Below are 13,943 nucleotides of genomic sequence, written 5' to 3'. Positions count from 1 at the left end.
TTTGTTATTCTCCTTTGAAGAATCTTCTAGCTTTATCTTTAAAATTTGAAGGCTGTTCATTTAGTTCTTCACCATTAATATCAGCAAATTCTTTCATAATTTCTTTTTGTCGTTCAGTCATTTTAGTTGGTGTAAGCACTTTAATGTTTACAAATAAATCACCGTGTCCATAACCATGAACATTTTTAATACCTTTATCTTTAAGGCGGAATTGTTTACCTGTTTGAGTTCCAGAAGGAATAGTTAATACAACGTTACTATTTAAAGTTGGTATTTTCACTTCGTCACCTAGTGCTGCTTGAGGGAAACTAATATTTAAATCATAGTAAATGTCGTCTCCATCACGTTTAAACACTTCAGAAGGTTTAACTCTGAATACAACATATAAGTCTCCACTTGGTCCTCCGTTTACACCTGGTGAACCTTCGCCAGCTAAACGAATTTGTTGTTCATTATCGACACCTTCTGGAATAGTAACTTCTAATTTAACTGTTTTATTTTCAGTACCTTTACCGTGACAAGTTGGACATGGCTCTTCAAATTCTTGTCCACTACCTTCACATTTAGGGCAAACTTGTTCAGTTCTAACTCTTCCTAAGATCGTATTTTGTTCAACTGAAACAGAACCTGCTCCGTTACAATAGCTACATGTTTTTTTCTTAGTACCAGGTTTAGCACCCTCACCATCACATGTATGACAAGTTACATCTTTACGAATTGAAATCTCTTTCTTACCACCGAAAACTGCTTCATCAAATGTGATCGTCATAGTATATTGCAAGTCGTCACCTTTGCGTGGTGCATTTGGATCTCTTTGTCTAGAGGCACCTCCGAAGAATGAACTAAATATATCTTCGAAACCGCCGCCACTGAATCCACCAAAGTCACCGCCGCCAAATCCTTGGCTGCCGAAACCACCTTGTGGACCATCATGTCCAAATTGATCGTAATTTGCTCGTTTGTTATCATCACTTAAAACTTCGTAGGCTTCAGATATTTCTTTGAATTTTTCATCTGCGCCTTCTTCTTTATTTATATCAGGGTGATATTTTTTTGATAATTTTCTGTAAGCTTTTTTAATTTCGTCTTTAGAAGCACTTTTACTTACCCCTAAGACTTCATAATAATCTCTTTTGGCCACAGTAACCTCTCCTTTTTTACTAACAAGATAAGTTTAACTAATTCATAACAACTATCCAAATAAAAAGCCAAAGCCAATGTACAATTGACTTTGACTTTTTTAAAATAGCTTTAATTGAAGTTGATTAGTTCGACTTAAATATTATTTTTTATCTTCGTCGTCTTTAACTTCTTTAAATTCAGCATCTTCTACAGTGCTATCTTGATTTTGTTCACCAGATTCACCTTGAGCTTGTTGTTGTGCTTGTTGAGCTTGTTGGTAAACTTTTGCTGATAAGTCTTGAACAACTTTTTCAAGTTCTTCTTTTTTAGCTTTAATGTCTTCAACATCTTCGCCTTCAAGAGCAGATTTTAATGCTTCTTTTTTGTCTTCAGCATTTTTCTTATCTTCTTCACCGATATTTTCACCTAAGTCGTTAATAGTTTTTTCAACTTGGAATACTAGGCTATCTGCTTCGTTTCTTAAGTCTACTTCTTCACGACGTTTTTTATCAGCTTCAGCATTTTCTTCAGCGTCTTTTACCATACGATCGATTTCATCGTCTGATAATGAAGAGCTTGATTGGATAGTAATATTTTGTTCTTTATTAGTACCAAGGTCTTTTGCAGTAACATTTACAATACCATTTTTATCAATATCGAATGTTACTTCAATTTGAGGTACACCACGTGGAGCTGGTGGAATGTCTGTTAATTGGAAACGACCTAATGTTTTGTTATCTGAAGCCATAGGACGTTCACCTTGTAATACATGAATATCTACTGCTGGTTGATTATCAGCTGCTGTAGAGTATACTTGTGATTTTGAAGTTGGGATAGTAGTATTACGTTCGATTAACGTATTCATACGTCCACCCATGATTTCAATACCTAATGATAATGGTGTTACGTCTAATAGTACAACGTCTTTAACATCACCAGTGATTACGCCACCTTGAATTGCTGCACCCATTGCTACTACTTCGTCTGGGTTTACACCTTTATGTGGATCTTTACCGATTTCTTTTTTAACAGCATCTTGAACTGCTGGAATACGTGTTGAACCACCAACTAAGATGACTTCATCAATATCTGAGTTTGATAATCCAGCATCTTTCATTGCTTGACGAGTTGGTTCCATTGTACGTTTGATTAATGAATCTGCTAACTCTTCAAATTTAGAACGAGTTAAGTTGATTTCTAAGTGTAATGGACCACTTTCACCAGCAGAGATGAATGGTAATGAGATTTGAGTTTGAGATACACCAGATAAGTCTTTTTTAGCTTTTTCAGCAGCGTCTTTAAGACGTTGTAAAGCCATTTTGTCTTGTGATAAATCTACACCGTTTTCTTTTTTGAATTCTGATACTAAGTGGTCAATGATTACTTGGTCAAAGTCATCCCCACCTAATTTGTTGTCACCTGCAGTTGAAAGTACTTCAAATACGCCGTCACCTAATTCTAAGATTGAAACGTCGAAAGTACCGCCACCTAAGTCGAATACTAATACTTTTTGATCTTGTTCAGTTTTATCTAAACCATAAGCTAATGCAGCAGCTGTTGGTTCATTGATAATACGTTCTACTTCTAAACCAGCAATTTTACCAGCATCTTTAGTTGCTTGACGTTCAGCGTCATTGAAGTATGCAGGTACTGTGATAACAGCTTTATCTACTTTATCACCTAAATAGCTTTCAGCAGTGTTTTTTAAGTTTTGTAATACCATTGCTGAAATTTCTTGTGGTGTGTATGATTTACCTTCTATATCTACTTTGTAATCTGTACCCATATGACGTTTGATAGATTGTACAGTATTTGGATTAGTAATAGCTTGTCGTTTAGCTACTTCGCCGACTTGTGTTTCACCATTTTTAAAAGCCACAACAGATGGTGTTGTACGAGCACCTTCAGGGTTTTGAATGACTTTTGGTTCGTCACCTTCTAATACTGCTACACAAGAGTTTGTTGTTCCTAAGTCAATACCGATTACTTTACTCATAATAAAATTCCTCCAATTGTTATATTTATGTTTTCAATGTTTTTTCGCCAATATTATTGGTTTACTTTAACCATTGATGGTCTTAATACTCTATCTTTTAATTTGTACCCTTTTTGTAGTTCTTGAGTGATAATACCTGAACCATATTCAGGAATGTCATCTTGAACTACTGCCTGGTGTACATTAGGGTCAAATTCTTGTCCTTCAGATTCAATTTCTTCAAGACCATTGTCTTTTAAGGCTCTTAACAGACTTTCATGAACCATTTGAACGCCTTTTTGAAGTGATTTAAATGATTCATCTTCACCTTCAATTTGTAGTGCACGTTCAATATTGTCGATAGTTGGTAAAATATCTGTTAGTACACCTTGAGATTGATACATTTTATTGATTTTATTTTCGTTCTGAATTCTACGTTTATAGTTTTCAAATTCAGCATATAATCTTAAATATTTCTCTTCGTTGTCATTTGCTAACTTTTGTAAGTCATTAATTTCTTGATCTTTTGGATCAATGCTTTCATTATCAGTTTCTTCAGAAGAAACTGTTTCATTGTTTGATTCTTCTTGCGTTTCTACATCTTGCGTATTATTAGATTCAGTGTTATCAACTGAAGTCGCTGTTTCTTCAGATTGTGTATCTGTTGTTTGGTTGTCTGTTTCTGTTTCAGTATTTTGTTTCACTGATTCATCTTTTTCTGTCATTTTGTGCCCTCCAATACAATTCTAATTACGTTACCAAATTCGGTTAAGTAATTGAATTACATTTTGATAATGCATCGCAGTTGGTCCAATAACCGCAATTTGACCTTTGAGTTTCTCATCAAAGTGATACTGTGTTGATACTATTGATATATCACTTAAATTTTCATCTATTTCTTTACCAATTTTTACATTGATTTGAGAATTGGATATATCATCTAATAATTCAATAATTCTATTTGATTCGATATACTGCAAAATTGGTTGAATAGAAGATACATTAGATTCATTCAATGCATCAATCAGTTTAACCTTTCCACCCATGTAAATGCTATTACTTTGATTGGAAATGTGTAAATTCATCATTTTAACTAATTCTTTAATGAATTGTGCTTCATTTTGAGTTTGTGCGAATCTTTCTATTTCATCAATTTGACCTTTAATTAACTTATTATATTGATTTGATAGGAAATTGGATATCTTATTCAATTCATCATTAGTTAAAGGTAATTCAGATGTAAGATGCACATTTTCAACATAGCCTGATGAAAATACTAAAATCATTATTATTAAATGATTATTTGCTCGAATCAAATGAATATTATTAATAATGTCTTGATTATGGTTGGGACGAACAACCAACGTTGCATATTGAGACATCATAGATAGTTCATTTGCAAAATACGTTAATGCAGAAGAAGTATCATAATGATTCTCAATCATTAACTGATTTAAACGTTGAATTTTGTTTGAGTTTTGATGAGATGTTTGTTCTAATAATTGATTTACATAGTATCTAAAACCTAATTCGGATGGTGACCTTCCTGAAGATGTATGAACCTTTTCAATGAAATCCATATCTTCCAGTTGTTTCATTTCATTCCGAATTGTCGCTGGACTTACATTTAAGTCGTGACGATCAATTAAAGTTTTAGAACCAATGGGTTGTCCATAATCAACATAATCTTCAACAATTGCATTAAGAATGCTTAATTGTCTATCTGTTATCATGTTTTCACCTCATTAGCACTCTTTTCTCTTAAGTGCTAATTATAATTTATCAAATTGGTCAAAGTAAGTCAACGTTAAAGCATTAGAAATTTAAATTTATTTTAGATATTTAATAAAAATGCTTCAAAAACCTCGTTACCAATGACTTTACCTCTCTCCGTAAGATAAATATAATCTGATTTTTCCTCAATCAACTTTCTATTTTTTAAATCATTAATAGTTTGACCAAATACATTTTCAATTGATGTATTAAACTTCTCATTGAATTTAGTCATACTAACGCCTTGATTTAATCTTAGTCCTAAAAACATCTCTTCTTCCATTTGCTCATTTATAGTTGGTTCAGTTTGAGTAAGAAGAGGTACTTCTTCATTTTTAATAGCTTTAATATAATGATTAACAGGGTTAACATTTGTATAACGTACTCCATTTGTATATCCACTTGCGCCCGCACCGAAACCATAATATTCCTCATTTAACCAATAAACTTTATTGTGTTCAGATTCGTGTCCTTCAATAGCAAAATTTGAAATCTCATATTGATGGAATCTTGAATTTTCAATTTTATGCATTAATAATTGATACATTTCTGCACCTAAATCTTCGTTAGGTAGTTTGAGATGACCTTTCCTATACATATTATAAAATTGGGTTTTGGGTTCTAGTATGAGTCCATAACTAGATATATGATCAATATCCATTTGCATTGCTAAATCTAAACTATTTTCAAAATCTTGAAGAGTTTGTTGTGGTAAATGATACATTAAATCTAAACTAATAGATTCTATACCAGCATCTCTAGCATTTTTAACTGCATTATAAATATCTTCGGTTTTATGTGTTCTTCCTAAAATATTTAGTAGTTCTGGTTTGAACGTTTGTACACCCATTGATATGCGATTTACACCATAAGATTTTAGTAATTTCACTTTCTCAAATGTAAGTTCATCTGGATTTGCCTCAAAGCTGTATTCGCCTTCAATATTAAATAGATTATTGATTCCTGATAATAATTTTGTAAGTTGATCTATATTCAATGCAGTTGGCGTACCTCCACCAACATACATCGTTTTTAAATTGGTATTTGAATGTTTAGTACGTCTTTCCATTTCTAATAGTAATGAATCCAAATAGTCATCAACTGGTTGCTTATCAATAAAATATTTATTGAAATCACAATAAGTACATATTCTGACACAAAACGGTATATGAATATAAGCACTTTGTATGGTCACTTTAATTCCTCCACAAGATATGACTTTATTTTTATTAAAAAATTAGAGGCGGGATAGAATTAAGTTAAAAATCAATTCTGGTCCCACCTCGTATCAAATGTTAATGTTTAAATCTTAATTAAAAAGTGTTTTTAAATACAAAGTCACACTTAATAACGTCATTATTATTCTTCATCCATTTTAAGTACTGCTAAGAATGCATCTTGAGGAATCTCTACATTACCAACAGCTTTCATTTTAGCTTTACCAGCTTTTTGTTTTTCTAAAAGTTTACGTTTACGACTAATGTCCCCACCATAACATTTAGATAATACGTTTTTACCCATAGATTTAATGTTTGTACGTGCTACTATTTTTTGACCAATTGCAGCTTGTACAGGTACTTCGAATTGTTGTCTAGGGATTAATGTTTTTAATTTTTCAACTAGTGATTTACCACGTTCATATGCAAATTCTTTGTGGACTATAAAGCTAAGCGCATCTACTTTTTCACCATTAAGTAGGATGTCCATTTTAACTAAATCACTTTCTTTATTTTCAATAAATTCGTAATCAAATGATGCATAACCTTTAGTATTAGATTTAAGTTGATCAAAGAAATCAAATACAACTTCTGATAAAGGAATTTCATAAACGATGTTAACTCGAATGTCATCTAAGTAATCCATATTAACAAATTGGCCACGCTTACGTTGACATAGTTCCATGACTGCACCCACATAATCATTAGGTACCATCATTGTTGCTCTAACATATGGTTCATAAATTTTTTCTATACGATCACGTTCAGGCATTTGTGCTGGGTTATCAACTGTGACTTCAGATCCATCTTTTAATATACATTGATAAATTACTGATGGAGCAGTTGCAATCAATTCAATTCCAAATTCACGTTCGATTCTTTCTTGAATGATTTCCATGTGTAACATACCTAAGAATCCAGTTCTATAACCAAAACCTAAGGCTTGTGATGATTCTGGTTCAAATTCTAATGAAGCATCGTTTAATTGTAGTTTTTCAAGCGCTTCACGTAAATCATTATAATTTTTATTATCAATTGGGAATAAACCACAATAAACCATTGGATTCATTTTTTTATAACCTTGTAATGGTTTCTCAGCAGGTCTATTCGCTAAAGTAATAGTATCACCGACACGTGAATCATCAACATTTTTAATACTTGCAATGATATAACCAACATCACCGACAGTTAATTCGTCCACAGGTAGTTGTTTTGGAGTATTAATACCTACTTCAGTCACTTCAAATTCTTTACCTGTTGCCATCATTTTAATCTTATCTCCAGCTTTTACTACGCCATCAATAATTCTAATTGATGAAATAACACCGCGGTACGGATCATATTCTGAATCAAAAATTAATGCTTTTAATGGAGCTTCTGGGTCTCCTTCAGGTGGTGGGACAACTTCTACAATTTTTTCAAGAATTTCTTCAATACCAATATTAGATTTTGCACTTGTAAGAACTACATCATCTTGGTCAAGACCAATAACATCTTCAAGTTCTTGCTTAACTCTTTCAGGTTCAGCTGCTGGAAGATCAATTTTATTAACTACTGGTAATAGTTCTAAGTTATTATCTAAAGCTAGGTATACATTAGCTAGTGTTTGTGCTTCTATACCTTGTGCAGCGTCGACTACTAAAATAGCACCTTCACATGCAGCCAATGATCTTGAAACTTCATATGTAAAATCGACATGTCCAGGTGTATCGATTAAATGGAATGTATATGTTTCTCCATCTTTAGCTTCGTATTTTAATCTAACAGCATTTAATTTAATTGTGATACCACGTTCTCTTTCTAAATCCATTGAATCTAACAATTGATCTTGCATATCTCTAGTTTCTACTGATTTCGTATTTTCAAGAATTCTATCAGCTAAGGTAGATTTACCGTGGTCTATATGAGCTATAATAGAGAAATTTCTAATCTTATCTCTTCTATTGTATCGTTCTTGCTTATCCATTATATCCTTCTCACTTTCATATTTATAACCCGTATTTGTACATCTTTGATATGATAACGTTTTTAAATTGTAAATGCAAACATCTAATTAATCGTTTAAATAAACCATTTACTTTGATAAACTAATACTTATATTGGTTTAAGTTTAATATTGCATACTTTATTATAAAGTGTAATGAACTTAATTCCAATACTATAATGTGATATTCATTTATTAGCGTAGCCATTAAATAAATGATTGCACAAAGATAGTACATTTGATAAAATATTTCTTGTTGTAATCAAATATAATTTAATTTGATAAGTTAGTTCACTTTTAGGAGGTGACAGTAATGCCAAACATTAAATCTGCAGTTAAACGTGTTAAAACAACTCAAACTGCTGAAGAACGTAATATTTCTAAGAAAAATACTATGCGTACAGCAGTTAAACGTGCGAAATCAGCTATTGAGACAAATGCCGATAACAAAAATGAATTAGTAAGCTTTGCTATTAAGCAATTAGATAAAGCTGCTCAAAGCAACTTAATCCACTCTAACAAAGCTGATCGCGTAAAATCACAATTGATGAGCGCTAACAAATAATTATAAATAAAAGCTAGTTCGCCTAATAGGTCGAACTAGCTTTTATTTTTTTATGTAATAACCAATCAATCTTATAATGATAAAATAAACAATTCTAAAATCAGTTGTTTATACATATATGAAGATTTCAATTTATAATCAGTTTCTGCACAAGAATTTATAATATTTAAAAGATCTTCTAACTGATAATGTCTTACCTGCCCCAATGCTAATTTCACTCTATATGGATGCACATTGACTGTTTTAGCTATTTGTTGCCCACTATATCCTTTTTGACTTAAAATCTTACATTGGTAATATAACCTATAATTACTAGTTATCAATGCTAATAATTTAATTGGTTCTTCCTTCATATTAATTAAATCTTTGACCAGTTGTATTGCTTTATTTTTTTGGCGTTTTTGAATATATTCTGTTAACAGAAATACATTTTGTTCTAAACTACGATTAATGATTTGATTCACATCGTCTTTATTTATAGTCGGTCTATCACCTAAAAATAGCATTAATTTATCTAATTCTTGTGAGATAATATTGAAATTAATACCGGTTAACTCAATCATATTATTTAGTGCGTCTTGTTTGATGTCCTTAAAATTATCATTTAATTTTGATTGAATCCATTTTTTTATTTCTTCTTCAGACATTTGTTCAACTTTTTTTAATTGTCCATTTTTCTTAAGTGTTTTGGTTAATTTTTTTCGTTCATCTAATTTATTTTGAAATACTTCAAAAACTATAAGGTTTTCACCATCATATTTTTCAATAAATTCAAGTAATTGGTCGGTATTTTGATTCAATTCTTTGGTAACCTTTTCACCCGTAAAGACATATGCATTCTGAACTAAAATTGCCTTTTTATCTGAAAAAAATGGCATTGTTAATGCTTCTTCAATGATTGGTGTAATTTCAGTTTCATATAAATTATATTTCACATAGTTGAAGTCATCTTTTTCTGATTGTAAATATTTATTTATCATTTCTGAACTCTTTTTCTCAACTAAGTCTGGTACCTCTCCATATACCATAATGATATTGTCAGACATGCATTACACCCTTTCCATATAGTTCACATTAAGAAATTATATCACGTAATAAACTCTAACCTCTACCAATTTATTTTTGTTGCTTAGTTGATATTGATAAATTTGAATGTAGTTTAACAGTTATCTCCCCGTTTATTTGGGTATCTAAAACTTTACTTCCAGATTGACGTAACCGTATAATTACTTCTTGATTTGGCAAATGATATTTATTACCTTTACCACTTGATATAAGACTGATTTTTGGAGTTATGTGTTGTATTAAATTTGCAGAATTACTTGTTTTACTGCCATGATGCGCAACTTTCAAAATATCTATTTTAGGTAATTGATATCGATTTAACAGTAGTTCCTCATTATTAATAGTCATATCACCAGTAAGTAAAATAGTTTTATTTTTATATTTTAATAATGTAACAATTGAGTGTTCATTTTTATCGTCGCTTTCTTGAATATAAGTGTCTAAAAATTCAAGTTTCCCATCTTTAATAGATAAAGAATTGAGTAAGTTAATATCCATGAAATTGATACCATTTAACTGACAAATACTTTTAATATTTGCTAGGACATCTTTAGGATAACTTGATGGCTCTATAATAATATTTTTGATGTTTATATGATTACTTAAATATGGTAATTCACCCATGTGGTCTAAATGAGGATGTGTAATAATTAAATAATCAATTGTAGATATCCCCTTAGCTTTTAAACTTGGTAAAATCTTATATTTAGTTATATTATTATTAGATTTAGTGTGACTGTCAGTTAGTTTTCCACCAGTGTCAATCATAATATTTAGATTGTACTCAGTATGAAATAAAATGCTGTCTCCCTGACCAACATCTAACATTGTTAACTCTGTTTCTGAAGGCCTCGATGTATATATAATTATTATAATGCTAAGAAAAATTATCGAAACAGACGTTAAAATATTTCTTTTAACGAATAAAAATAATGAAATGAACACAGAAATTATTAAAAACACTATTGCGAAAGTGTTTAACTCAGGAACAAAAATTCTAATGTACTTTAATGAAAGAAATAAAGAAAGAAATAGATCATGTATACGGTAACTATAATTTATTACTGTATTTAAAATTAATAAGTGGGTTGTGAAGTGGCTAAGAAAGAAAAATATAATCGCTAGCGGAAAGATAATAAGGCTATATAAAGGAACGAAAATTAAATTTGAAACTAATCCTATCCATTGAATTTGATTAAAATAGTAGACAGTAATTACTGACGCTCCTAATTGAGCTATAATTGTCACTGACATTAATAATTTTAGTCCAGTAAGTTCCTTTAATAATGGTGTAGAAATTATAAGGAAGAATGAAATAAAAAAGCTAAACTGAAAACCAATATCAAAAACTATCAGTGGATTGATAAAATACATTAATATAAAAATAAAAGAGAGTATATCTAACGGTTTACTTTTAAACTGTCTAGGAAGAATGAGTAAAATTATGCCGACTAATATAGATCTAACTGCGCTAGGAGCAAAATCAGTATAAAAAGCATATAGAGGTAATATAAGTAGAAGTAAAAGCTTAATTAATAAATATGGTGTGTTCAATCTCACAAAAGCGGAATGTACTAAATAAATAATTGCAGCAACATGTGAACCACTTACTGCAAGTAAATGATAAATTCCTATTTCTTTAACATCGTCAATAAATGATTGATTTAATGTTGATGTGTCACCAGTAATCAAAGCTAGTAACCTATCGTGATAAACATTTTTTGTTTTACTCATTTGATTCTGAATATAACTTTGATGTTTGGCTATAGGATTAATTTTCTTATTTTGTGTACAACTATTTAAATCTATCTGTTTAATAAATATTATAGGCTGATTCGAATTTAATAACTGTAAATCTCCATTTATAGCACATCTATAATTATCAATATTCAATCGATTATAATCACCTTGATGTCTGTAATAAAACTTTACATTGTGGTCATGCCATTCAAGGAGTCCTTTATAGATATTACTTTCTTTGTTTAATTTAATAAAAGTTACTGCTTCATTAATATGTTTACTATTCTTAATATTTTGCATTTCTTGTTTATGTTTAGTAAGTGCTAAATTTAACATTAAAACACTAAGTAATACTGAGATACATACCAAGAATAGATATTGCTTAATTACATTTTTTCTTATTAATAGAAACATTAGCATACAAAGTATAAAAGTAGAGAGCACTTTGTTAAATAACCAAAGTATCCCTACTAGAAATGATATTGCAATATAAAACAATAAACTTAACCTTGAGTTAAATACTTTGCAACATAATCTGGTGAAAATGGAATTTTTTTGTATTCTATTCCAGATTGATCCAGTAACTTCATGGCATACTCGTGATTATGGTAATCTTCAGCGTAATAAATCGTCTTTATTCCTGCTTGAATGATTGATTTTGTACAATTAAGACATGGGAAATGTGTGACATAAATTGTTGCACCTTCAGTCGATACACCTTGCTTTGCACATTGTAATAACGCATTCATCTCAGCATGAATAGTTCTTATACAATGGCCATCTTCAATCAAACAACCCTCATCGATACAATGTACTTCACCAGCTACGGATCCATTATAACCGCCTGCAATAATACGGTTGTCTTTAACTATCGTCGCGCCAACCGATAATCTTTGACAAGTTGATCTTAATGCTAATAAGTGGCTTTGTGCCATAAAATATTCTTCCCATTTTATTCTTTCCATGATGATCTATGCCTCCATCGTACTTAATTAAAATAATAATTATAGCTTACTCATTTTAAATTCATATTGCAAATGCAACTCTTATTACACAGTAAAATAAGCCTTTAATTTTTCAAATGTCTTTGGTCCAAATCCTTTTATATTTTTTAAATCTTCTATGCTATTAAAAGCACCATTTTTATTTTTATAATCTATAATTTCTTTGGCTTTAGAAGGACCTATACCGGGAACTTTCAGTAATTGCTCTTCTGTCGCTACATTCAAATTAATAGTTGATTGTGTATTATCAACCGTATTACTGGTAATTTGTTCTTGTATATTTTGAGAAGTCTTTTCTCCCTTTTCAGGTATGTAAATTAACTTTTGGTCTATTAATTTTTCTGATAAATTAATTTGTTTAGTATCAGCATTATTACTTAATTGCGCTTTCTTTAACAAGTCAATGATTCTATCAGAACTGTTCATTTTATATACATTGGGATGCTTTACTGCCCCCTTTATATCGACGTATATAACTTTATTTTCCTTTTTTGCTTCAGAATCTTTAGTTTCGCCTTGATGACGTTTAGATAGAGTTTCTTTTTTATCTGTTTTATTACTATAACTATCTGTATTTGATTCAACATATGTTTGTTGACTTTTGTCTTCATTATGATTCATAGAATAAGATAAAACTGCTATAAAAATAATTGCTATTCCAATTCCAATATATAGTTGATACGGTGTCAAAATCTTTATTAATTGTGTTAATTTAGAAAGCAAAAAATCACCCCTTCATACTAATTAACGTATGTCAGCGTGATTTTACTTTATATTTAATGTTTTTGAGCTACAAAAAATAATCGATCTGCCTGTTGATCATCTTGATTCATATTGAAATCTGTAAACGTTTTGACTAAAGTTAATCCACATTTTTCCAATAATTGAGTATATACATCTTTTTCAAATGTACGTTGATAATGTTCTTCGTCAAATCTTTGATATAAACCATTTTCTCTTTCAATAAAAAATGACATTTGATGAATAACGCTTAATGGTTCCGCTCCTTTTAGAGCATCCCATCCTAAAAATAAATGTTCTGCTTCATCTATATAACTTTGGTCACTAAATAATGTAGTCATTTTAGCAACGGTATGTACATCAAATATTAACAAACCGTTATCTTTCAAATGGTTATAAACACATTTAAAAGTATCTTCAACATTGTCTAATGTAGGTAAATAGTTTAATGAATCACAAAAAATAGTAACAATATCAAATTGATGATCTAATTGAAAATTCGTCATGTCTCCTTCTAACCAATTGATTTGATTAGATTTTTGAGAGGCAATGGAAAGCATATCCGGACTAATATCCATGCCACTAACATTTCCTAAATCATTTAACATACATGTTAATGTACCTGTACCACATCCAATATCAAGGATATCGGCATGATGATTAGCATAAAATTGAACTATATCAAACCATGATTCATAAGGTTGATCTTGTGTGAGTTGATCATAAACCAAACTCATTTCTTCATATTGAGACATAA

12 protein-coding genes are annotated in these 13,943 nt (G+C 30.4%); 1 reads left to right on the top strand and 11 read right to left on the bottom strand.

Annotation, left to right across the window (positions count from 1 at the left end; all coding sequences use genetic code 11):
• Window positions 1–4 precede the first annotated feature (4 nt).
• The 6 genes from dnaJ to lepA form a co-directional block, all read right to left on the bottom strand.
• The gene (gene dnaJ / locus NSQ15_RS05920) at window positions 5–1,141 is read right to left on the bottom strand and encodes a molecular chaperone DnaJ (RefSeq protein ID WP_029055731.1); all 1,137 of its coding nucleotides are present in this window, start codon (window positions 1,139–1,141) and stop codon (window positions 5–7) included.
• A gap of 141 nt (window positions 1,142–1,282) precedes the next feature.
• Window positions 1,283–3,118 carry a molecular chaperone DnaK gene (gene dnaK, locus NSQ15_RS05915; protein ID WP_017636287.1) on the bottom strand — a complete coding sequence of 612 codons (1,836 nt, stop codon included), beginning with the start codon at window positions 3,116–3,118 and terminating at the stop codon, window positions 1,283–1,285.
• 53 nt (window positions 3,119–3,171) lie between these two features.
• Window positions 3,172–3,822: a nucleotide exchange factor GrpE gene (grpE, locus tag NSQ15_RS05910; protein WP_217193932.1), complete on the bottom strand. Its 651-nt coding sequence runs from the start codon at window positions 3,820–3,822 to the stop codon at window positions 3,172–3,174.
• A gap of 30 nt (window positions 3,823–3,852) precedes the next feature.
• Complete coding sequence (gene hrcA / locus NSQ15_RS05905) at window positions 3,853–4,830, bottom strand: heat-inducible transcriptional repressor HrcA (RefSeq protein WP_017636289.1); 978 nt, start codon at window positions 4,828–4,830, stop codon at window positions 3,853–3,855.
• A gap of 101 nt (window positions 4,831–4,931) precedes the next feature.
• The gene (gene hemW / locus NSQ15_RS05900; protein WP_070453887.1) at window positions 4,932–6,065 is read right to left on the bottom strand and encodes a radical SAM family heme chaperone HemW; all 1,134 of its coding nucleotides are present in this window, start codon (window positions 6,063–6,065) and stop codon (window positions 4,932–4,934) included.
• Window positions 6,066–6,229: 164 nt separating this feature from the next.
• Window positions 6,230–8,053 (bottom strand): translation elongation factor 4, encoded by a 1,824-nt coding sequence (lepA, locus tag NSQ15_RS05895; protein WP_217193933.1) that lies wholly within the window; start codon window positions 8,051–8,053, stop codon window positions 6,230–6,232.
• Window positions 8,054–8,384: 331 nt separating this feature from the next.
• Here lepA and rpsT point away from each other — a divergent pair, with 331 nt between their 5' ends.
• Complete coding sequence (gene rpsT, locus NSQ15_RS05890) at window positions 8,385–8,636, top strand: 30S ribosomal protein S20 (RefSeq protein WP_002451849.1); 252 nt, start codon at window positions 8,385–8,387, stop codon at window positions 8,634–8,636.
• A gap of 71 nt (window positions 8,637–8,707) precedes the next feature.
• Here the strand turns inward: rpsT and holA are convergent, their stop codons facing one another.
• From holA to NSQ15_RS05865, 5 genes are all read right to left on the bottom strand, one after another.
• Window positions 8,708–9,682, bottom strand: a complete 975-nt coding sequence (gene holA / locus NSQ15_RS05885) for a DNA polymerase III subunit delta (protein WP_070453891.1) — start codon at window positions 9,680–9,682, stop codon at window positions 8,708–8,710.
• A gap of 70 nt (window positions 9,683–9,752) precedes the next feature.
• The gene (locus NSQ15_RS05880) at window positions 9,753–11,777 is read right to left on the bottom strand and encodes a DNA internalization-related competence protein ComEC/Rec2 (protein WP_252650025.1); all 2,025 of its coding nucleotides are present in this window, start codon (window positions 11,775–11,777) and stop codon (window positions 9,753–9,755) included.
• A 167-nt stretch (window positions 11,778–11,944) separates the two neighbouring features.
• Complete coding sequence (locus tag NSQ15_RS05875; protein ID WP_017637104.1) at window positions 11,945–12,406, bottom strand: ComE operon protein 2; 462 nt, start codon at window positions 12,404–12,406, stop codon at window positions 11,945–11,947.
• A gap of 84 nt (window positions 12,407–12,490) precedes the next feature.
• Window positions 12,491–13,168 (bottom strand): helix-hairpin-helix domain-containing protein, encoded by a 678-nt coding sequence (locus NSQ15_RS05870; RefSeq protein ID WP_340747015.1) that lies wholly within the window; start codon window positions 13,166–13,168, stop codon window positions 12,491–12,493.
• 53 nt (window positions 13,169–13,221) lie between these two features.
• Window positions 13,222–13,941, bottom strand: coding sequence for a class I SAM-dependent DNA methyltransferase (locus NSQ15_RS05865; RefSeq protein ID WP_340747014.1), 720 nt, complete (start codon window positions 13,939–13,941; stop codon window positions 13,222–13,224).
• Window positions 13,942–13,943: the final 2 nt, after the last annotated feature.

Source organism: Staphylococcus sp. FSL W8-0774 (assembly GCF_038006785.1).
Taxonomy (GTDB): Bacteria; Bacillota; Bacilli; order Staphylococcales; family Staphylococcaceae; genus Staphylococcus; species Staphylococcus pasteuri.
This window is presented reverse-complemented; position numbering and strand designations above follow the sequence as displayed.

What these genes read in the sequence shown, in the direction of transcription:
- dnaK (WP_017636287.1), bottom strand. Translation starts at nt 3,118, where the DNA reads ATGAGTAAAGTAATCGGTATTGACTTAGGAACAACAAACTCTTGTGTA.
- grpE (WP_217193932.1), bottom strand. Translation starts at nt 3,822, where the DNA reads ATGACAGAAAAAGATGAATCAGTGAAACAAAATACTGAAACAGAAACA.
- hrcA (WP_017636289.1), bottom strand. Translation starts at nt 4,830, where the DNA reads ATGATAACAGATAGACAATTAAGCATTCTTAATGCAATTGTTGAAGAT.
- lepA (WP_217193933.1), bottom strand. Translation starts at nt 8,053, where the DNA reads ATGGATAAGCAAGAACGATACAATAGAAGAGATAAGATTAGAAATTTC.
- rpsT (WP_002451849.1), top strand. Translation starts at nt 8,385, where the DNA reads ATGCCAAACATTAAATCTGCAGTTAAACGTGTTAAAACAACTCAAACT.
- holA (WP_070453891.1), bottom strand. Translation starts at nt 9,682, where the DNA reads ATGTCTGACAATATCATTATGGTATATGGAGAGGTACCAGACTTAGTT.
- NSQ15_RS05880 (WP_252650025.1), bottom strand. Translation starts at nt 11,777, where the DNA reads ATGTTAAATTTAGCACTTACTAAACATAAACAAGAAATGCAAAATATT.
- NSQ15_RS05875 (WP_017637104.1), bottom strand. Translation starts at nt 12,406, where the DNA reads ATGGAAAGAATAAAATGGGAAGAATATTTTATGGCACAAAGCCACTTA.
- NSQ15_RS05865 (WP_340747014.1), bottom strand. Translation starts at nt 13,941, where the DNA reads ATGTCTCAATATGAAGAAATGAGTTTGGTTTATGATCAACTCACACAA.